This is a genomic window from Allobosea sp. 05T438, assembly GCF_056396025.1.
Genome location: NZ_JBFTKQ010000013.1, coordinates 1 through 20,945 on the forward strand (window position 1 = coordinate 1; position 20,945 = coordinate 20,945).

Consider the following 20,945-nt stretch of genomic DNA (forward strand, 5'->3'; position numbering starts at 1 on the left):
CTGCTTTCCACCGAAGGCAACCGCTTCTGGCAGAACGTTGCGGATGCTGAAGGCCGCCAACGCATGGTCTGGGTCCAGCGCGCCTTTCAGGGCATCCCGATGGGTGAAGCCGGGCCGCAACCGCCTGCCGTCCTGTCCGAACTCGGCGCTTTGACGGCGCGGCTCGACCTCGCCTTGCGTGATTTCGAGGTCACGGCAGCACCAGATGCGGCAAAGTGGGACCTGACGCAGGCCGGCTGGATCAAGCCGCATCTCGACGTGCTCGCAGGCTCGCGCCGCACGCTCGTAGCCGAGATCGTCGCCGCCTTCGAGGCGCTCAAGCCCGTGCTCGACCGGCTGCCGCACCAGACCCTCCACAACGACCTCAACGACTTCAACATCCTGGTCGAGCCGCGCCTCGGCGAGCCCGCGCGGATCAGCGGCCTGATCGACTTCGGCGACATGACCCATGGCCCGCGGGTCTGCGAGATCGCCATCGCCGCGGCCTATGCCATCCTCGACCACGAGACGCCGGAAGCGGCGCTCGCTGCTTTCGTCGCCGGCTATCATGGCGTCTCGCCGCTGAGCGCCGAGGAGATCGGGTTAATCTGGCCGCTTGTCCGGATGCGCCTCGCGGTCAGCGTCGTGAACTCGACGATTCAAGCCAAGGACCGCCCGAACGACGCCTATGTCACGATCTCGCAAGGCCCCGCCTGGCGCCTGCTGGAGAACCCCGCCATCGACGGCGAGCTGATGGCCGCGCGCCTGCGCAATGCCTGCGGCCTGCCCGTCACCGACGCCGCCGGCCGCATCGCCAGCTGGATCGCCCGGCAGCGCGGCAACTTCGCCCCCGTGCTCGGCCATCAGCTCGATGATCTCCCGGTCGGCTCGCTCGGCGTGGCCGAGGCCACCATCCCGCAGAACCCCTTCAGCATGCGTGCCGACGAGGCCCGCAACCTCGGCGCGGCCATCGGCATCACCCAGGAATGGTGGCTCGGCCAATATGGCGAGCCGCGGCTGGTCTATACCGACAAGGCCTTCCGCAAGGGCCGCTGGCTCGCCTCCAACCGCCGCACCATCCATATGGCCATCGATGTCTTCGGCCCCGCCGGCAAGCCGGTCCGCGCGCCGCTGGCCGGGCGCGTCGCGCTGGCCGAGAACCGCAAGGGCCATCTCGACTATGGCGGCGTCGTCATCCTCGAGCACCGCACGCCCGCGGGCGACGTCTTCCACACGCTCTACGGCCATCTTGCTGCGGACGGCGCCGCGAAGCTGAAGCCAGGCCAGGAGATCGCGGCTGGCGAAGCCTTCGCCAGGCTCGGTCCGGCCGAGGAGAATGGCGGCTGGGAGCCGCATCTGCACTTCCAGCTCGCGCTGACGCTGGACGGCATGGGCCATGACTGGCCCGGCGTCGCCGATCCCGACGACTGGGCACTCTGGCAGGCGATCTGCCCGAACCCCGCCGCCCTGCTCAACCTGCCCGACGACGTCGTCGCCTATCAGGCGATCGACGAGGACGCCCTGCTGGCCGAGCGCAAGGCCCGTTTCGGTGCCAATCTCAAGCTGAGCTACAAGCGCCCGGTCACCTTCCTGCGCGGCTGGCGCCACCATCTCTTCGACGCGATGGGCCGGCCCTATCTCGACGCCTACAACAACGTGCCCCATGTCGGGCACGCCCATCCGCGCATCCGGGCCGTCGCGATGGACCAGCTCGCGCGGATGAACTCCAACACGCGCTATCTCCACCCGGCGCCGATGGCGCTGGCCGAGCGCCTGACGGCGAAGCTGCCAGGGGAGTTGGAGGTCTGCTTCTTCGTCAATTCCGGCTCGGAAGCGAACGAACTGGCCCTGCGCCTCGCCCGTGCGGCGAGCGGCGGCTACGACATCGTCACGCCCGATCACGGTTATCACGGCAACACCACCGGCGCGATCGACATCTCCGCCTACAAGTTCAACAAGCCGAACATGGGCGGCCGCAAGCCCTGGGTGCAGCTCGTCGACGTCGCCGACGATTATCGCGGCCGCTTCCGCCGCGACGATGCCGATCGGGCGCTCCACTACGCCCAGCAGGTCGACGGCGCGCTCGCCGCCATCGCGGCACGTGGCGGCAAGGTCGCCGGCTTCATCGCCGAGACCTTCCCGAGCGTCGGCGGCCAGATCATCCCGCCGCCGGGCTATCTCGCGGCTGTCTACGAGCGCATCCGTGCCGCCGGCGGCATCTGCATCGCCGACGAGGTGCAGACCGGGCTCGGCCGCCTCGGCGACTATTATTTCGGCTTCGAGCAGCAGAATGTGCGCCCGGACATCGTCGTGCTCGGCAAGCCGCTCGGCAACGGCCACCCGATCGGCGCGGTCATCACCACCCGCGCCATCGCCGAGCGCTTCGCGGAAGGCCCGGAGTATTTCTCGACCTTCGGCGGTTCGAACCTGTCCTGCCGCATCGCCTCCGAGGTGCTCGACATCGTCGAGGAGGAAGGGCTCTCGGCCAATGCCAAGGCGATGGGCGACAAGCTGCTCGCCGGCATGCGCGCGCTGATGGCGGACTATCCCAGCGTCGGCGACGTGCGCGGCATCGGCCTCTTCCTCGGGCTGGAGCTGGTCACGGATCGCGAGACGCTCGAACCCGCGACCGACGCGGCGGCCTATGTCATGAACCGCCTGCGCGACATGCGCATCCTCGTCGGGCGCGAAGGCCCAGCCGACAACATCCTCAAGATCCGCCCCCCGCTCACGGTCGGCGCGGATGACGTCGAGATGATCCTCGACCGCCTCAGGATCTGCCTGCGCGAGGTCGAGGCCGTGCGCTGAAGGCGGCTCCGGCCCGTCCTCGGGGATGGGCCGGCATCAGCTGGCGGGACGACGCTCAGCCAGCCTTCGACTCGTCCTGCAGCGTGTAGCGGAAGTTGCAGTGGGTCGCGCCGCCCATGATCGTCTGCGTGCGTTCGAGGGTGATGCGCGGGTCATAGCCCGTGCAGAACACGCCGTCGCGGTTGCAGGAGAGCAGATGGCCGATCTTGCCGAGCCCCATCTCGCGATAGGTCTCGGCATAGCGACAGCGATGGACGTTATAGTCGAACTCGGTGTCCGTCGCCTTGACCACCTCGATGACGAGCGCATCGTCCTGCGTCCAGAGCGCCTGCAATTCCTGGAAGCTGCGCAGGCTGGTGCCGCCCGGCGTCTTGGCAGCGAAAGATTGGCCGGCTGCGATCGCCGCCTTGCGGATCGCCTGATCGAGGATCGATTGCGCCATCTCCTCGCCCAAGCGCTCGCGCATCTCCTCATAGATCGGCGCGATGATGCCGGCTTCGATCCGCCTGCGGGCCAGGATGCCGATCTCGCCGTCGAAGACCGGGTTATCGCCTTGCTCGGCCGGTTTCTCCGTCTCGCTCATCTCCCGCCTCCGTTTGTCTGCATGCGGCACCGCAAGTTTAGAATGAGTCGAGTTCGCCGGGAAACACGCTGATACCGCGATCATCGACCGCGGCGCGGCGGCGAGGGCAGGAAATCGAGCTTCTCCTCGATCACGGCGCCGTCGTCCGAGACGATGGCGAACCAGCGCCGGTTGCCGCAATGCACGGAGAGCCGCCAGCGGCCCCGGTCCTCGCCTTCGCCGCGCTCGACGCGGCTCGTCACCAGGCCACGCCGCTGCATGCCCAGCCATTCCCCCACCGACCAGCCGAAGCGCGCCGCAATGCGCTCGGCATCGAGCACGAAGGCACCGCTGGCGTCGCGAAGGATCGGGAGATCGGCTGGGTCAGCGCGCTGCTGTTCCATCTTCCACTTCCGGAGACGTGGCCGGCGGCGGCATGATCCGCAGCGTCTCGGCCAGACACAGGAAGAGATGATAGAGGACGCGGGACGGCAGCGATACCGGCAAAGGCCCACCGGCACGGTCGAGCTGGTTGTGCCAGAGCCCCGTCCGTGCATCGACGAAGTGGCGGAACATCAGCTCGATATGGCGCGGCAGCCGCAAGCCTGCATCTTCGTCGCCTGCGAATTCGAAACGCGCCCCGAGCGCCTTGATGAACTCGGTCTGCGGCCAAAGCAGCTTCGTCGGCGCAACGACAGCCCCGTCTGGGTTGACGCCATCGAGCACCAGCGCTGGGTACCCCGGATCACGGTCGAGCCCATGCGCGAGGCCGAAGCCGTAAAGCCCGTCGGCAAGCGCACGCGCCTTGTCCCAGCCGGTCAGGCGGTGATGGTGATGCAGCAGCCAGACCCACTCGAACTGGTGACCAGGCTCGCGCAACTGGCCAGCATCGCCGGCAACGGGCCGCCAGTTTGTGTCGAAGAACTCGCCGAGCGTGCCCTTGGCGTCGATGAAGCGCTCCGCTGCCAGCCGGACGATGCCGTCGGCTGCATCGAACCAGCGCTGGTCCCCGGTCGCTTCCGCTAGCGCATGGAAGGCTTCGAGCAGGTGCATATGCGGATTCTGGCGGCGCGGCAGCGTTCCCAGATCGTCTTCCGCATAGCCGCCGAACGGGGCGGCAAGCTCGGTCTCGATCAGGTCCATCGTCACCCCGGCGAGGCGGATGGCGGCAACGTCGCCGGTCGCCCGGTGGTAATGCGCGGAGCCGAAGAGCACGAAGGCAAGGTCGTAGAGATCGCGCTGCGGGACGCTCGCCGCACCATCGGGGAGGAAGCGCTTCGGCACATAGCCGTTGGCTTGATGCGCCTTCAGCAGAAGCGCGAAGCCGTGCTGCGCCGCCTCCATCGCCGCCTTGCTCCCGCTCAGCCGGGCGGCATGGCTGAAAGTGTAGGTCAGGCGCGCCGTCGTCAGCGCACTGCGATCGGGCGCGGCGACCGGCAGGCCATCCAGCGAGAACCCCTCGACGAAGCCACCCGCCGTGCGATCGACCGCGCGCTCGATCCAGGCCGAGATCAGCGTCCCATAGGTCCAGCGCTGCAGGCCGGCGGGCGACAGGTCGAGCATCGGCCGCCTCAATGCGCCTGTGTTTGCGCGTGCAGAATCTGGCCGAGGAACTTGCGCGTGCGCTCGTTCTGCGGCGCCGTGAAGAACTGATCAGGCGGCGCGACCTCGACGATCTCGCCGGCATCCATGAAGATCACCCGGTCGGCGACCCTGCGGGCGAAGCCCATCTCATGGGTGACGCAGAGCATGGTCATGCCGCTCTCGGCGAGCTCGACCATCACATCCAGCACCTCGCTGACCATCTCCGGATCGAGCGCCGAGGTCGGCTCGTCGAACAGCATGATCTTCGGATTCATGCAGAGCGAGCGCGCGATCGCGACGCGCTGCTGCTGGCCGCCGGAGAGCTGGACAGGGTATTTGTGCGCCTGCTCCGGAATATGCACGCGCTCCAGAATCTTGCGGGCGTTCGCCTCGGCTTCCGCCTTGGGAATGCCGCGCACCTTCATCGGCGCGAGCGTGCAGTTTTCCAGCGCCGTCAGATGCGGAAACAAGTTGAAGCTCTGGAACACCATGCCGATCTCGCGGCGGATGTCCTCGATGCCCTTGAGCCTGGCATCGACGGTCGTGCCGTCGATGACGATCTCGCCCTTCTGGTGCTCCTCGAGCTGGTTCAGGCAGCGGATCAGCGTCGACTTGCCCGAGCCTGAGGGGCCGCAGATGACGATGCGCTCGCCCCGCGCCACGGTGAGGTCGATATCGCGCAGAACATGGAAGTCGCCATAGAACTTGTCGACCTTGCGCATCTCGATGATCGGGGCGCCGATCTCGGCTTCGGTTGAGGCGATAGCGGCCATCTGGAAAACCGTTCTGGACTGGCTGGTGGAAGAAGAGCCCGGTCTATGACCGGGCGCTTCCGCTGTTACAGGAACCGATGCGATCGCGCTGGCTCGTACGTCGTCCCGGATTCAACCCGGGACGACGTCGTGGTTGCGTGTGCAATCAGAATTTTCCGGATTCGAACACCGGCATGGGCGGCAGCTTCGGAAGCGGGATGCCGAACCACTTCTGGTTGATCTTGGAGAGTTCGCCGTTGCCCTCGATCTCGGCGATGAACTTGTTCGAGAACTCGGCCAGCGCCGTGTCGGCCTTGCGGAAGGCCATGCCATTGGCCTGCTCTTTCAGCGTGATCTTCGGCTCGATGCCGAGCTGCGGATAGTCCTTGTTGAGCTGGGCGAGGATGGTGTTGCTCGCGCCCATCGCCTGGACCTGGCCGGAAATCAGCGCCTGCAGGGTGGTGGCGTCGTCGTCGAAGCGCTTGAGCGGCGTGCCCTGCGGGACGACGGCGCTGAGCGCGATGTCCTGCGTCGAGGCGCGCGCGACGCTGATGGTCACGTTCTTCAGGTCTTCCGGCGTTTTGATGCTGAGGCTCTTGGGCGCCAGCACATAGATCGTCAGCGTGCTGTAGGGGTTGGAGAAGAGCACCTGCTTCTGACGCTCGGGGGTGATGCCGAAGGTCGCGATCAGCAGGTCGACCTTGTTGGTCAGCAGATAGGGGATGCGGTTCGGGCCGGTGACCGGGACGAGCTCGAGCTTGACGCCGAGCGACTTGGCCATGAGGGCGGCGACGTCGGCATCGTAGCCGGCCGGCTGCTGGTTGGCGTCGGTGCCGCCGAAGGGCGGGTAGTCGGTCAGCACGCCGACCATCAGCTTGCCGCGGGCCTTGATCTCGTCGGGCGTCGCGGCCTGCGCCGGGGCGGTATTGAGCGCGGCGGCGGCGAGGCCGGCGAAGACCAGCGCGCCGAGGCTGCGGCGGCAAATCGATTTAAACAGCGACATGGACGTTCTCCTCTGTGGTGTAGGCTTGGTGTTGCGCAGCCGCGCTCAGCGCGCGGCGACGAGGAGCTTCTGCTCCATTCTCTTGCTGTAGGCCGAGAGCGGCCGGCAGATGACGTAATAGACCAGCGCGACGAGCGCGAAGATCGTGAAGGGCCGGAAGGTCGCGTTGTTGATGATCTGCGCCGCGCGGGTCAACTCGACGAAGCCGATGATCGAGGCTAGCGAGGTGCCCTTGATGAGCTGCACGAGGAAGCCGATCGTCGGGGGAATGGCGATGCGGACCGCCTGCGGCGCGAGGACGAGCACCATCTTCGGCCAGTAGCGCAGGCCGAGCGAGGTCGCCGCCTCCCATTGCCCGCGCGGCACCACCTCGATCGCGCCGCGCCAGATTTCGCCGAGGAAGGCGCTGGCATGGAGCGAGAGGCCAAGCGCGGCCGCCGTCCAGGGGTCGACCGACCAGCCGAACAGCCCGGGCACGAAGAAGGCGAGGAACAGCTGCATCAGCAGCGGCGTGCCCTGGAAGACCTTGATGTAGCCGGCCGAGGCGATCCTGAGCCACTTGTACTCGCCGGTGCGGGCAAGCGCGACCAGCGCGCCGCCGAGCGCGCCGCCGAGGAAGGCGACGAGCGAGAGCAGCAGCGTCCAGCGCACCGCCATGATGATGTAGATGATGTCGGCTGATCCGAGCGTGCGCATCGTCGTCACCTCACCGGGTTGGTTTGCGCAGGAAGGCGCGCTCGATCCCGGCGAACACCGTCCAGAAGAAGACGGACAAGCCGAGATACATGCAAGTGACGACGAAATAGACCTCGAAACTGCGGAAGGTGCGCGACTGGATGTCGCCCGCCACCGCCGTCAGCTCGCTCGCCGCGATCGCCGAGCAAACGCTGGTGTTCAGCATCAGCAGGATGAACTGGCTGGTCAGAGATGGGTAGATCGCCTGGATCGCCGGCTTCAGGATGATGTAGCGGAAGATCTGGAGCGGGCGCATGCCGAGCGACTTGCCCGCCTCGACCTGCCCCTTGTGGATGCTCTCGATGCCGGCGCGAATGATTTCGATGCCGTAGGCACCGACATTCACGACGAGCGCCAGCAGCGCCGCCATGTTCGAGGACATCTTCAAGCCCATCGAGGGCAGTCCGAAATAGATCACGAAAATCTGGATCAGGAACGGCGTGTTTCGGATCAGCTCGATATATTCGTCGATGATCCGCCGCAGCCATTTCGGCCCCGAAGTCTTGCCGAGCGCGCCCGCGATCGAGACCACCATGCCGATCGCCATCGCCAGCGCCGACAGCACGAGCGAATTGAACAGCCCCTGCAGCAGCTCGGGCCACGCCGCGAAGACGTCGGCGAAATCGAATTCATAGCTCATGCGAGCCGCCCGTTCCGTGGGGCGAAAGCCGAACCGCCTTCATGCGCCTTCCTCATCCAATCCTCCCGGCCGGCATTGTTCCACCAGCTCGGCCGATGTTGTCGCACCATCCCTACAATCGCGGAATCAGCAAGCCGCCATCGACGTTGATCACTGTTCCTGTTGCATAGGCGAATTGCCCGCTGGTCAGAGCAGCGACGCAGGCTGCGACATCCTCGCCTTCGCCCCAGCGCCCGGCGGGGATCAGCCCCTCGGCGATACGCGCATCGTATTTGGCGGCGACCTTCGCGGTCATATCGGTGCGGATCACACCCGGCCGGACCTCGAAGACCGGAATTCCCTCGGGCGCGAGCCTGACGGCAAGCGCCTTCGCCCACATCGAAAGGCCGAGCTTCGAGACGCAATATTGCGCGCGGTCGATCGAGACGAGTTCCGTGCTGGCCGAGGTGATGAAGACGATCGCGGGACGCTGCGGCTTGTCCGCGAGCATCGCCCTGGCGACCTCCTGGCTCAGGAAGGCGGCACCCCGCAGGTTGACGTCCATCACGACGTCGAAGCTCTCCGGCGTGATCTCCAGCATGTCGCCGCGCACCGGCGCGCCGATGCCGGCATTCGAGACGAAGAGATCGAGCCGGCCGAAGGCAGCCTTCACATCCGCGACGAGAGCGGCATGGCTGTCGATCGCCGAAACGTCATGCTTGAAGAACCGCGCTGCAGCGCCGGCCTCTTCGAACAGCTTCAGCGCCTCGCCAACCGCCTCGTCCTCGGCAATGTCGGTGAAGGCGACGTCATGGCCCGCCTTTGCGAGGGCGATACCGATGGCGCGGCCGATGCCGCGCCTTGCGCCGGTGATCAGGGCGACGGGACGCGTCATCTCACTCTCCCCGGTAATGCGGCGCGCGCTTCTGCTGGAAAGCGGCAACGCCCTCCTTCACATCCTCGGTGTAGGAGACGAGCGAGCTCGCCAGCGTCTCCATGATCGCGCTGCTATCCTCGTTCTCGGCGGCGTTGATGAGCTGCTTGACGACGAGGTTCGCCACCGGCCCGCGCTGGCTGACGCGCTCGGCCATGGCCTGCGCCGCCGCGAGCGCCCCGCCCTTATCGACCATCTGATCGACGATGCCGAGCGTCAACGCCGTCTCGGCGGTGACGATCTCGCCGGTCAGCGCCAGCCGGCGCGCGACCTGCCCGCCCAGCCGCTTCACCAGGCGCTGCGTGCCGGACCAGCCGGGGATCATGCCGAGCCCGGTCTCGGGCAGGCCGATCTTGGCCTGCACCTCGCAGATACGGATATCGGCGGTAACGGCGAGCTCCAGGCCGCCGCCCAGCGCATGGCCGTTCATCGCGGCGATGACCGGCGGCTTCATCCGCGCCAGCTTGTCGAAGGCGCGGTGGCCGGAGCGCACCCAGCCCTGCCCCATCTCCAGCGGCGACAGCCCGCCCCAGGCGACGATGTCGCCGCCGGCGCAGAAGGCCTTGCCCTCCCCGGTCAGGATGACGGCGCGCACCGAGCGGTCGGCATCGATCGCGTCGGCGAAGCGGCCGAGCAGCCCGACCATGACATCGTCGAGCGCGTTGAGCTTTTCCGGCCGGGCGAGCGTGATCGTCGCGATGCCGGAGGCGATGTCGAGGCGGACGGGGTCGCTCATGCTGCCCTCTTGGGAACGTTGAGGCCGATCAGGGCCTCGTCGAACAGCGCGGCATCCATCAGCTTCGGCGGCTTGGGCACCAGCAGCGGGAACTCGCTCTGGCTGAGGATGTCGCGCTCAAGATCGACGCCTGGCGCGATCTCGGTGACGACGATGCCTTCCGGCGTCAGCTTCATCACGCAGCGCTCGGTGATGTAGGTCACGTCTTGACCTTGCGCGACAGCGCGCGGCCCGGAGAAGGAGATGTGCTCGACGGCCTCGACGAGCTTCTTCACCTTGCCCTCCTTCTCGATGACGAGCTTGCCATCGGCGATCGCGAGCTTGGCCGCGGCGCTGAAATAGCCGGAGAAGACGATGCGCTTGGCCCGGGCGGTGATGTCGATGAAGCCGCCGGCGCCGGCCGTGACGTGAGGACGCACACCAAGCTTCGAGACGTTGACGCAGCCCTGCCTGTCGATCTGCAGGAAGGAGAGCAGCGACATGTCGAAGCCCGCCCCCTGAAAGTAAGTAAACTGGTAAGGGGAGGGCACGATCGCCTCGGCATTGGAGGCGCAGCCGAACTGGAATTCGAGCAGCGGCACGCCGCCGACAGCGCCCTGCTCGATCACCCAGGTCACCGCGCCGTGCTGGCCTTCCTCGATCAGGATGCGCGGGACATTGGCCGAGATGCCGAAGCCGATATTGACGGCATCGCCGTGGCGCAGCTCCTGCGCCACGCGCCGCGCGATCACCTTGGCGACGTCGAAGGCCGGGGTCTCGAAGCTCGACAACGGCCGGCGCACCTCGCCGGAGATCGCGGGGTCATAGACGGTCTGCGTCGTCTGCATCTGGTCGGGCGCGACCACGATCGCATCGACGAGGATGCCGGGCACGAAGACGGATTGCGTGTTGAGGCTGCCCGCCTCGACCACGCGCTTCACCTGCGCGATGACGATGCCGCCATTGTTGCGCACCGCCAGCGCCTGATCGAGCGGCCCGAGCAGGCCACCCTCATGCTCGTAGGACAGGTTGCCGCGCTCGTCGGCCGTGGTGGCGCGGATGATCGCGACTTGCGGCACGATGCTGCGGAAATAGAGCCAGTCCTCGCCATCGAATTCGACGCGGCTGACGATTGGCTCGGCCATGGCGCGCGCATTCATGGCGCAGCCCTGGTGCTTGGGATCGACGAAAGTGTCCATGCCGATCTTGGTCAGCACGCCCGGTCGCTTGGCGGCCGCCTCGCGATGCATGTCGAACAGAATGCCGCTCGGGATATTGTAGGCCGGGATCTCGTTGCCCGTGACCATCTTCCAGATCGCCGGCGGCTCGGCCGAGGACGGGCCGGAGGGGTAGGAGCCGCCCATGATCCGGGCCAGCAGGCCGGGCTTTGCGATGTGATCGACGCCCTTGACGCCCCACATGTCGCCGGCGGCGATGGGGTGCAGCGTGGTCAGATTGCGCGGATGGCCGGACGCATCGAAGCGCCGGCCGATCGCCGCCAGCACCGCGTCCGGGCAGCCAAGCCCCGAAGAGGAGGAGACAGTGACGATCGCGTCGTCCGGGATCAGCGCGGCGGCTTCGTCGGCGGAGAGGATGCGGGGAAAGGCCATGGTTTTTGTCTCTGGATGAACGTTTCAGCCGGCGGCAGCGAGCGCACGCTGATAGGCGCCGCAGGATTCGCGGATGACGAGGTTGGCGGGGCCGATGAAGCTTTCCGGCTCCGCGGCGGGATCGGCGATCTGCTTCAGCAGCAGCGCGGCGGCGCGTTCGCCGAGCCCAACGGGATCGACCGCGACGGTGGTCAGCGCCGGCGAGACATGGCGCGCCTCGCTGGTGTCGTCGAAGCCGACGATGGCGATGTCGCGGCCGACCACGAGCCCGTGCCGCGCCGCTGCCAGCATCGCGCCGATGGCGACGACGTCGTTATAGCAGACGACGGCGGTCGGCCGGTCGGCGAGCGACAGCACGGCGCTCATCGCGCCGAAGCCCCCGTCACGGGTCGGCATGCTCTCGAGATTGAGCGCCGGATCGACACTGCGGCCGGTCGCGTCCATCGCGGCGAGGAAGCCGCCATGCCGCTCCTGCCGGACGACCATCGAATGCATGCCCCCGAGATAGGCGATGCGCTCATGGCCGAGATTGATGAGGTGGCGCGTGACCCGGCTGGCGCCCGCGACGTTTTCCGGCACGACGAGACTCGCCTCGGCGCCCGGCAGGCGGCGAATCGCCACCAGCAGCGCGGTGCCGGCCGCCTTGACCCAGTCGAGATGCTCAGGCCGCGTATCCAGCGCCGGGCAGAGAATGATGCCGCCAGCGCCGTGCTCGCGCATCATCCGCATCACCTGCTCCTGCCGCACCACGCTCTCGGCGGTATTGGCCATGAAGGCGACATAGCCCGCCATCTGGAGCACCTTCTCCACCCCGATGGCGAATTCGGCGAAGAACGGATTGGAGAGGTCGTTGAGGACGAGGCCGACGATATGGGACTGCGCATTGCGCAGATTGGCCGCGCCGCGATTATAGACATAGCCCAGCCGGTCCATGGTCTGGAGAACCTGCTGGCGCGTCTCGGATTTGACGCTGCCGCGCCCGGTCAGGACAAGCGAAACCGTCGATTTCGAGACGCCGGCGGCGTCCGCGATCTCGATGATCGTCACCTTTCCCTTGCTGCCTTTCGGCTGCGGCATGGTTTCATCCCTGAAGTGGCGTACGCCATTCTTATCTTGGAACGTTCCATTATCAGTCTTTGATCACCCACGCAATCTCCCTCTTTCAAACGATTTTATCGCCATGTATAACGCCTCCAGCACGTTTCATTGATGGAACGTTCCAATAATCAAGATCGGAGGAAGCGATGGCCGAGATCACCCTGCCCCGCATGGACGGCAGCAGCGAGCGCTACAGGCTGGCCCCGCCCTCGCCATTTCCGCGCACCGCGCCGGCGAACGGCGTCCGCACCGTCTATGCTGCCGCCCATGTAGTCGCCGACCCGCTGAAGCTCCAGGAGCCCTGGCGCGTGCCGGCGGTCGATTGGGACGCCACCCTCACCTTCCGGCATCACCTATGGGGCCTCGGCTTCAAGATCGCCGAAGCGATGGACACCTCGCAGCGCGGCATGGGGCTGGACTGGCCGAACGCCGCCGAGTTGATCACCCGCGTCCTCGCCGAGGCCAAGGTAACGCCGGGCGCCGACCTCGCCTGCGGCGCCGGCACAGACCAGCTCGATCCGCAAGCCGCGCGCAGCCTCGACGACGTGATCCGCGCCTATGAGGAGCAGATCGGCCATATCGAGGAGCACGGCGGCAAGATCATCCTGATGGCGAGCCGGGCGCTCTGCCGCGTCGCCAAAAGCCCGGAGGACTACCTCTCTGTCTACAGCCACCTCATCCGTCAGTGCCGCGGCAGGGTGATCCTGCACTGGCTCGGCGAGATGTTTGATCCCGCGCTCGCCGGCTACTGGGGCAGCCGCGACTTCAAGTCGGCCATGGAGACGGTGCTCACCCTGATCCGTGAGCACGCCGCCAAGATCGACGGCATCAAGATCTCGCTGCTCGACGCCGGCAAGGAGATCGAGATGCGTCGCCTCCTGCCCGAGGGCATCGTCATGTATACCGGCGACGACTTCAACTATGCCGAGCTGATCGGCGGCGACGCGCAGGGCTTCTCGCACGGCCTGCTCGGCATCTTCGATCCGATCGCCCCGGCCGCAGCCGCGGCCTTCGCCAAGCTGGAAGGGGGCGACCGCGCCGGCTTCCACACCATCCTCGATCCGACCGTTGCGCTGTCGCGCCGGCTCTTCGAGGCACCGACGCAGCATTACAAATGCGGTGTCGTCTTCCTCGCCTGGCTGAACGGCTTCCAGAACCATTTCCGCATGGTCGGCGGCGCCGAATCTGCGCGCGGCATCCTGCATTATGCCGATCTCTTCCGCCTTGCCGACCAAGCCGGGCTCTTCGTCGATCCCGAGCTCGCGGGGCACCGCATGGCGCATCTCTGCGCCCTCAACGGCATCGCCTGAGGAGAAAGCCATGCACGCCCCTCTGCTCGACGCCGAGATCTACGACCAGATCCGTGAGACCGCCCGGCGCTTCGCCGAGGATGTCGTCAAGCCCGTCGCCATCGATCTCGACCGCGACGAGACCTTTCCCGCCGAGATCTACCGACGGATGGGAGAACTCGGCCTGTTCGGCATCACCGTGCCGGAGGAGCATGGTGGTGCCGGGCTCGACACCTTCGCCTATGCGATCGTGATGGAGGAATTGTCGCGCGGCTATTCCTCGGTCGCCGACCAGTGCGGCCTCGTCGAACTGATCGGTACGCTGCTTACCCGCTACGGCACACCCGAGCAGTTGCGGCGCCTGCCTGACATACTCTCTGCCAAAACCCGCATCGCCTATTGCCTGACCGAGGCCGAAGCCGGCTCCGACCTCTCAAACGTCCGCACCACCGCCCGCGAGACCGCTGAAGGCTACGTCATCGACGGCGGCAAGCTCTGGATCCACAACGCGCCGGTCGCCGATCTCGGCTTCGTGCTGGCCTCGACCGATCCCGCCGCCGGCCATCGCGGCATGAGCATCTTCCTGGTCGATCTCCATGCGCCGGGCGTCTCGCGCGGGCCGAAGGAGCACAAGATGGGCCAGCGCGCGAGCCAGGTTGGCGCGCTGACCTTCGACGGCGTGATCGTACCGCGCGAAGCGCTGCTCGGACCCAAGGGGCGCGGCTTCCACATCATGATGAGTGTGCTGGAGAAGGGGCGCGTCGGCATCGCCGCGCTGGCGACCGGCATTGCGCAGGCGGGGCTCGAGGCTGCGCTCGCCTATGCACGCGACCGGCGCCAGTTCGGCAAGCCGATCCTCGACAATCAGGGCCTGCAATGGATGCTGGCCGACATGGCCAAGGACATCGCCGCCGCCCGCGCCCTCGTCGAGCGCGCCGCGCTGCTGATCGACCACGGCAAGCCCGCGACCTCCGCCTCCTCGATGGCAAAGTGCTTCGCCAGCGACATGGCCGTGGCGCAGACCGCCAACGCCGTGCAGATCTTCGGCGGCTCAGGCTATATCCGCGGCTTCGAGGTCGAGCGGCTCTACCGCGATGCCAAGATCACCCAGATCTACGAGGGCACCAACCAGATTCAGCGCACCATCATCGCGCGGGAGCTGATCAAGGGCGCCTGACGGCGCCGTGCGCGCTGGAGAAGGGACGGGCGCCCCAGCAGAACTGGTCACGATCGGACCAGGGGCCGCCCGTGCTCCGCCATGCCTGAAGAATGCGTCAGGCCACCAGGACGACGACGTCGTCCTGCCGCGCATAAAAACTCTGCGAATGGCATCGCTTCAGATGTGCCTCGCGCAGCTCGAGCGCCGCATCGGACAGCTCGGGCGAATGGTGGACGCAGGCAAGGCGCTTCGCCCCGGCGGCCTCCAGCAGGCGCAGTCCCGCTTGCCAGGTCGAGTGCCCCCAGCCGCGATGCGGGTCGTAGTCGGTCGCTTCGTCCCACATCGCGTCGTAGACGAGAAGATCGGCGCCTCGGCAGAAGGCGGTGAACGTCGGGTCCGCATCATCGCCGGCATGTTCATGATCCGTCAGGATCACAAGTGTCTGCCCGCCATAGCGGAACCGAAAACCGGCCGCGCACGGATCATGCTGCAGCGCGATCGTCGCGACGTCGATGCCCGAAAGGCCGAGATCGCCACCCGCCGTGAAGCTCGAAAAGCGAACCCGGCTGGGAGCCTGGGCAAAGCTGACGGGGAAGAACGGTTCACTGAACAGAGCCGACAGATTCGCCTCGGCACGCGCTGCCGTGCAGGCCGGCACATGCATCGCAATCTCGCCGGGCATGCGCCAGAGCGGCGCGAATGCGGTCAGGCCGATGACATGGTCGAGATGGAGATGGCTGAACAGGAGCGTCGCATCACGCTCCCCGGCAGCTGCCATGGCCTGCCCGAGCCGGCGCAGTCCGGATCCTGCATCGACGATGACACGGCGACCGGCGATCCGGACCTCGAAGCACGTCGTATCCCCGCCGAAACGATTACAGGAGCGGCCGGAAACCGGAATCGATCCACGCGTTCCCCAGAACCGGATGCCGAAGCTGCAATCGAGCAACCGCGCCGTCTCAGTCACGCGCCGGGCCTTCGAGCTCGCGCTTGGAAACAATCGCGACATTGTCCTGCAATCGCTTGACCATCAGCCGCATGACGGAGAGCGTCATGTCCGGGAATTCTTCCATCAGGGCGATGAACACCTCCTTACGGAGCTTCAACGCGGTCAATTCGCTGGTCGCCCGGATGGTCGCCGATCTGACCTCGCCGGTGACGACTCCCATCTCGCCGACGATCGCAGGAGCCTCGATCCGGGAAACGCAAACGGCGTTCTCCGGAGGTCCGATCAGGACGTTCGCGGTGCCGGCTATCACGACATAGGCCGCATCGGATTCCGCCCCCTGCTCGAACAGCATGTCGCCGGCGGCGAAGACGGTTCGCTCGCTGGTGAAGGCCAGCAGCTTGATGCGCGCAAGATCGAGATTGGCAAAGATCGGCACGGCTCTTAGCGCTCTGACATCGTCACGCTCGCTGCCTACCTCGTCGATCGGTGCCCCGGCCGCCGCGGGTTGCAGGCCGGGAACCGGGCGCAGCCTGGCGCCGTCGAAGACGACGGAGAGGTCCATGGGAATATCACCGTCGTCATCACGCGCGACGACGATCAGGGTCCTGCCCTTCATCGCATCGCGAAGGCGCCGCAAGATTGCCTTGCCCTCCGTCGGGCTCAAGCTGCTCAAGGCGTTGTCGAGGATCAGCAGCGAGGGGCGCTTGATCAGGCAGCGTGCCAGAGCAAGCTGGGCTTTGACCGCCGGGAACAGCAGGCGGCCGGCATAGCCGGCCGGCTGCGCAAGGCCGATCCGGAAAATCTCGTGATCGAGCCCGAGCTCGGTCATGGCATCGCGAACGGCCTCGTCGACCCGCTCGCGGACACCGGCGCTCGCTTGCGTCACCCGCCCGAACAGGAGGTTCTCGCGGACCGATGCGGCTCCCCATTCACCGGAGTCGTAGAAATCGATGATCTTTGCGGCGTCCTGCGAAATGCGCGCGCGCAAGGCATGACGTGCCAGCAGGATGCGCCTTTTCATCCCCTCGTCGAGAAGGCCGAGGCGGTGCGGCGGCTCGGCGTAGAGAAACGACAGCCCCAGGAACCGGGCCCGATCAGCCTCGTCGATCTGCCCGGCCTCGGCCCGCGCCAGACGCTCGCGATAGACGGGAAACTCCTCTGCGGCGATGAAGGAAAAGCTATCGAGAAGGAGATGGTCCGGGGTCAGATCCGAGAAGATTTCGAGCATGGTCGCGGCGATGCGCAGACCGACCGTCGTCAGATCATCGCTCAGGGCAAGCGAGTCGAGAACGTCCCGCGTCAGCGCATGCTCGGCCAGCCTGGTTCCGCTGATCGCGGCATCGTTCGGAACGCCGAAGAGGATGTTTTCGCCGATCGTGGCGGTGTGGATGTACTGCGTCGCATCGTAGGGCTCGACGGCATCCTCCGCTCCTCGTGCAGCCAGTACCTTGCGGATATGCGCCCGGATTTCCCCCAGCCGGCCGACCAGAACGGGGACTTCGTCCGCGTTGGGTCTGCTAGCGAGGCCATAGCGGAACACGACGCCGGAAAGACCGACGATGTGCAGCGTTGCAGCCAGCTGAGCTGCCGACAGCTCGTCGTCGGCCGTTCCCAAGGTCTCGCCTTCCCTGGTCGGACCCACATCGCGATCTGTCTTCGAGGCGTGACCGCGCAGGCCGTAGACGATGTTGTCGCGCAGGGTTCCATCGAAGATCGCCGGCTCACTGCCCGCATAAGCGATGCAGCGGCCGCGAGCCGCCTCGGAAATCCTGTCGAGCGAGACATCGCCGATCTTGAGCGCGCCACCGCTCGGCGTCAGCCGTCCGCCGAGGATGCGCGCGACACAACCCGCGCCCTCTCCCATTCCCGACAGCAGGACATGCTGCTTCAGCGGCAGTGTCAGGGAAACCCGGTCGAGCATTCGGTCGCCCGTGGCGCTGACCGCGCTGAGCCCCTGCAAGGCGATCACGCCGGTCTCGGGGAATTGGTGGCTGACCGGCTCCCTTTGAGTTGACGGAGCGGAGAGTGCGAACTGCTCCGTAACCTGCTGAAACTTGGCTTCGACATCGAGACGCTGCTGATCCCAGTCGATGAGGTCCTTCACGGGCGGCGGCAGGTCGCGATAGGCCGCGATCACCGCCACAAGCTGGCCGATCCCGAGATTCCCGGTCAGGGTGGCGTAGCCGCCGATCGTGTAGAACAGGAACGGGGTGATCTGCGCCATCAGATTGTTGAGGGCTTTGACGGCGAATTTCCGCCCGTACAGCCGGTAGCGAATACCGAACAGAGTTTCGAGCCGTTGTGCGACCTGTCCGCGTTCAAGCGCGGCGGTCCCATGATTGGAAACCTCGTCCAGCGTCTCGACCACCTCCCCGATCTTGCCAGCCAAGGCGCGGGAAGCGATTTGGCGCTGCTTGCCAAGCCGGATCTGCTCTCGCCGCAGCCGCGGAATGACCAGAACCTGCGAGGAGATCATCGCGACGGCGACAAGGCCGAGCAGAGCATTCTGCATCAGGATGAAGATGAGTGCAGTCAGGGCCTGCCCGCCCAGGAAGACCGGCTGAACGAACGCATCTCCGACGAAGCCACCGACGGGCTCGACCTCATCCTTGATGATCGAGGCGGCTTCCGAAGGCTTCAAACGCTGACGCTGCTCGGGCGTCGACAAAAGCAAGGACGAAAACAGATCGAAGCGGAGCCGCTGCAGTAATCTCTCACCGAGAGCCCCCTTTTTCATGTTGATGATATACTTGAAATACCCATTGATAACGATCAATATAAGAAATAAAAAAGACAGAATGAAAAGATACGAAATACGATCGACCCTAATTCCGCTGGATCTTATTTCCGATCCGAACAGACTTACACCCGTATCGAACGGCATAAATATCGCATATTCTCTTCCATCCTCGAAAGCTTTTCCCTGCAATGCGCCAGATATGATATATTTCGGCAGTTCAAGAGATAGATAATAAAATGGCAGAGATAAAACAACAATCGAGATAATTCCCACCTGATCGCGGTAGCTATTCTTCCATATATAGGAAAAAAGCTGATTCACATGGGGCATTATTTTTCCCGCTTCGAAACGCACACGAGTCTTAGGCGCCTCAAGCCGTGGAATAAAACGCACTTCTATAAATACAAGGTCGAAGCGATACGATCCAGGCGGAGCATCTATAGAGTATTCAAAGCAAAAGAAGACGGGCTCCTAAGCCCGTCTTCAGGTCGTCAGCCCGTCGCAAGCTTCGCCGCGATCTGCGCGACGTGGCGACCCTGATAGCGGGCGCCGGCAAGCTCGTTCTCGGACGGCTGGCGCGAGCCGTCGCCGCCGGCGATGGTGCTGGCGCCGTAAGGAGAACCGCCGCTGATCTCGGCCATCGTCATCTGACCCTGGAAAGCGTAGGGCAGGCCGACGATGACCATGCCCTGATGCAGCAGCACGATCTGGGTCGAGAGGATCGTGCTTTCCTGCCCGCCATGCTGCGTGGCGCTCGAGGAGATGACGCTGCCGACCTTGCCGACAAGCTTGCCCTGGAGCCAGAGGCCGCCGGTCTGGTCGAGGAAGTTCTTCATTTGCGCCGGCATGTTGCCGAAGCGGGTGGGCACGCCGAGGATGATCGCGTCGTAGCCGGGGAGTTCGTCGATCGTTGCGATCGGGGCGGCCTGATCGAGCTTGAACCCCGATTTGCGGGCGATTTCCTCCGGCACGAGTTCCGGCACGCGCTTGACCACCGCTTCCGCGCCGGCCTCGCGTACGCCTTCGGCGACCGCCTGCGCCATCGCCTCGATATGTCCGTAGCTGGAATAGTAGAGAACCAGAACCTTCGTCATGAGAGCGATCCTCCTTTGGGTGCCAGCCGCCGGGGCCGCCGGCCCTGGCGGCAGCGGGTTAAGGAAGCAGCCTCATCGTCCGTTGACAAGGGCGCCAGGCGAGCCGCGCCAAACGTCGCGCAGCGTCGGCCCGCCCGAAAGCGTCCGGAGAACCGGCCGGCTATCACGCGGGCCACGATCGATCCTTGACTTGGCGCAAACAGCGCGCTTCATTCGCTACAAGCATCAACTCGATAAGTTGATGCATAGAGAGAATTGCTATGACCCAGACCACAGGTCCAGAGGCGTCTCCCTGGCTCGATGCGAAAGCCCTGATCGCGGCGCAAGCGCGCGCCAACATCATCGAAATGAGCCGCCAAGCCGAGGCCGCCGTAATCCAACCCCGCGATCCCGGTGGATTTCCCGCACAGTGGCGCATCGCGATGGCGGCGCGCATCGCGGCCCTGAACGGCCTGACGGATCTGGCCAAGCACTATCTCGCATTGATTGCTGAGCCGGCTTTTCATGACCTTGCCGATCCTGCCCAAACCGGCAGCGATGCGCGGGAACGGGCCGTCGTCGCCTTCATGGACAAGGTCGCCGCCGAGCCGCGTGCGGTCGTCACCGGGGATATCGACGGGCTGAAGTCGGCTGGCGTCGCCGAGGCCGACATCGTGCGCCTTTGTGAACTCAACGCTTTCATGAGCTACCAGTGCCGCGTCTTCGCCGGGCTCGCTGTCCTCAAGGGAGCTGCGGCATGAGCCGGGTCGTCCATCGCTTCACCCGCACCGTCCCGGAATGGCAGCCGCGGGTCACTCCGGTCGATCTGGCCAGCGCCACGCCCGAGCAACGCGACGCGCTGAAGACCACGCCGTCGAACACCAAGGTCTCGGACTATGTGCTCGTCCTAGCGCATGATCCGGAGACGCTGGCGGTGCGCTCGCCGCTGTTCAACGCGATCATGTACGATCCCGGCGGCATGAGCCGGGCCGAGCGCGAGCTCGGCGCCATCGGCGCCTCGATCGTCAATCGCTGCATCTATTGTGCCGCCGTGCATGCTTCCCGCCATGCTCAGCTCAGCAAGGACACGGCCGTCACCGACGAGCTCTTCGCGCGTGGCGAACAGGCAAAGCTTTCGCCGCGCGACCAGGCGATCTTCGACTTCTCGGTCAAGCTCTCGCAATCGCCCCCGGCGGTCACCGAGGCTGATGCCGCCAAGCTGCGCGAGGCCGGCATCAGCGAGGCCGAGGCGGTCGACCTCATCCTCTCCACGGCGCTGTTCGGCTGGGCCAACCGCCTGATGCACGTGCTCGGCGATCCCGTCCGTAACGACTGA

General features: G+C 65.7%; 19 protein-coding genes. 5 read left to right on the forward strand and 14 right to left on the reverse strand.

Going from position 1 to position 20,945, the window contains the following annotated elements; genetic code table 11:
* A partial coding sequence (locus AC1DIN_RS21760) for an aminotransferase class III-fold pyridoxal phosphate-dependent enzyme (RefSeq protein ID WP_476811268.1) occupies positions 1-2,787 on the forward strand: 2,787 nt, incomplete at its 5' end.
* 55 nt (positions 2,788-2,842) lie between these two features.
* Here the strand turns inward: AC1DIN_RS21760 and AC1DIN_RS21765 are convergent.
* The 11 genes from AC1DIN_RS21765 to AC1DIN_RS21815 all read right to left on the reverse strand — a co-directional run bounded on the left by AC1DIN_RS21765 (position 2,843) and on the right by AC1DIN_RS21815 (position 12,378).
* Positions 2,843-3,370, reverse strand: coding sequence for an L-2-amino-thiazoline-4-carboxylic acid hydrolase (locus tag AC1DIN_RS21765; RefSeq protein ID WP_476811269.1), 528 nt, complete (start codon positions 3,368-3,370; stop codon positions 2,843-2,845).
* Positions 3,371-3,450: 80 nt separating this feature from the next.
* Positions 3,451-3,753, reverse strand: coding sequence for a DUF6522 family protein (locus AC1DIN_RS21770; protein WP_476811270.1), 303 nt, complete (start codon positions 3,751-3,753; stop codon positions 3,451-3,453).
* On the reverse strand, positions 3,734-4,912 hold the full coding sequence (locus tag AC1DIN_RS21775) for an AGE family epimerase/isomerase (RefSeq protein WP_476811271.1): 1,179 nt from the start codon (positions 4,910-4,912) through the stop codon (positions 3,734-3,736). The genes AC1DIN_RS21770 and AC1DIN_RS21775 overlap by 20 nt, the downstream gene beginning before the upstream one ends.
* Positions 4,913-4,920: 8 nt before the next feature.
* Entirely contained in the window at positions 4,921-5,655 is a 735-nt protein-coding gene (locus AC1DIN_RS21780) for an amino acid ABC transporter ATP-binding protein (RefSeq protein ID WP_476811369.1), read from the reverse strand.
* 196 nt (positions 5,656-5,851) lie between these two features.
* Positions 5,852-6,688, reverse strand: a complete 837-nt coding sequence (locus AC1DIN_RS21785; RefSeq protein ID WP_441468981.1) for a transporter substrate-binding domain-containing protein — start codon at positions 6,686-6,688, stop codon at positions 5,852-5,854.
* 45 nt (positions 6,689-6,733) lie between these two features.
* Entirely contained in the window at positions 6,734-7,384 is a 651-nt protein-coding gene (locus AC1DIN_RS21790) for an amino acid ABC transporter permease (protein ID WP_476811272.1), read from the reverse strand.
* Between the two features lie 10 nt (positions 7,385-7,394).
* Entirely contained in the window at positions 7,395-8,063 is a 669-nt protein-coding gene (locus AC1DIN_RS21795; protein ID WP_441468983.1) for an amino acid ABC transporter permease, read from the reverse strand.
* Between the two features lie 112 nt (positions 8,064-8,175).
* Positions 8,176-8,937, reverse strand: coding sequence for a 3-ketoacyl-ACP reductase (locus tag AC1DIN_RS21800; RefSeq protein ID WP_476811273.1), 762 nt, complete (start codon positions 8,935-8,937; stop codon positions 8,176-8,178).
* Position 8,938: 1 nt separating this feature from the next.
* Entirely contained in the window at positions 8,939-9,712 is a 774-nt protein-coding gene (locus AC1DIN_RS21805; RefSeq protein ID WP_476811274.1) for an enoyl-CoA hydratase/isomerase family protein, read from the reverse strand.
* The gene (locus AC1DIN_RS21810) at positions 9,709-11,301 is read right to left on the reverse strand and encodes an acyl CoA:acetate/3-ketoacid CoA transferase (RefSeq protein ID WP_476811275.1); all 1,593 of its coding nucleotides are present in this window, start codon (positions 11,299-11,301) and stop codon (positions 9,709-9,711) included. Before AC1DIN_RS21810 ends, AC1DIN_RS21805 begins: the two co-directional genes overlap by 4 nt.
* A gap of 24 nt (positions 11,302-11,325) precedes the next feature.
* A complete protein-coding gene (locus AC1DIN_RS21815) occupies positions 11,326-12,378 on the reverse strand; it encodes a LacI family DNA-binding transcriptional regulator (protein ID WP_476811276.1) in 1,053 nt (350 codons plus the stop codon).
* 167 nt (positions 12,379-12,545) lie between these two features.
* Here AC1DIN_RS21815 and AC1DIN_RS21820 point away from each other — a divergent pair, with 167 nt between their 5' ends.
* Together AC1DIN_RS21820 and AC1DIN_RS21825 are read left to right on the forward strand one after the other, a co-directional pair.
* Positions 12,546-13,709: a dihydrodipicolinate synthase family protein gene (locus tag AC1DIN_RS21820; RefSeq protein ID WP_476811277.1), complete on the forward strand. Its 1,164-nt coding sequence runs from the start codon at positions 12,546-12,548 to the stop codon at positions 13,707-13,709.
* Between the two features lie 10 nt (positions 13,710-13,719).
* Complete coding sequence (locus tag AC1DIN_RS21825) at positions 13,720-14,865, forward strand: acyl-CoA dehydrogenase family protein (RefSeq protein WP_476811278.1); 1,146 nt, start codon at positions 13,720-13,722, stop codon at positions 14,863-14,865.
* A gap of 97 nt (positions 14,866-14,962) precedes the next feature.
* Here AC1DIN_RS21825 and AC1DIN_RS21830 read toward each other — a convergent pair whose 3' ends face one another.
* From AC1DIN_RS21830 to wrbA, 3 genes are all read right to left on the reverse strand, one after another.
* Positions 14,963-15,814: an MBL fold metallo-hydrolase gene (locus AC1DIN_RS21830; protein WP_476811279.1), complete on the reverse strand. Its 852-nt coding sequence runs from the start codon at positions 15,812-15,814 to the stop codon at positions 14,963-14,965.
* On the reverse strand, positions 15,807-18,890 hold the full coding sequence (locus AC1DIN_RS21835; RefSeq protein ID WP_476811280.1) for a cyclic nucleotide-binding domain-containing protein: 3,084 nt from the start codon (positions 18,888-18,890) through the stop codon (positions 15,807-15,809). Before AC1DIN_RS21835 ends, AC1DIN_RS21830 begins: the two co-directional genes overlap by 8 nt.
* A 137-nt stretch (positions 18,891-19,027) precedes the next feature.
* Positions 19,028-19,630, reverse strand: a complete 603-nt coding sequence (gene wrbA / locus AC1DIN_RS21840; RefSeq protein ID WP_476811281.1) for an NAD(P)H:quinone oxidoreductase — start codon at positions 19,628-19,630, stop codon at positions 19,028-19,030.
* Between the two features lie 260 nt (positions 19,631-19,890).
* Here wrbA and AC1DIN_RS21845 point away from each other — a divergent pair, with 260 nt between their 5' ends.
* Positions 19,891-20,370 (forward strand): hypothetical protein, encoded by a 480-nt coding sequence (locus AC1DIN_RS21845; RefSeq protein WP_476811282.1) that lies wholly within the window; start codon positions 19,891-19,893, stop codon positions 20,368-20,370.
* Complete coding sequence (locus tag AC1DIN_RS21850; protein WP_476811283.1) at positions 20,367-20,945, forward strand: peroxidase-related enzyme; 579 nt, start codon at positions 20,367-20,369, stop codon at positions 20,943-20,945. Before AC1DIN_RS21845 ends, AC1DIN_RS21850 begins: the two co-directional genes overlap by 4 nt.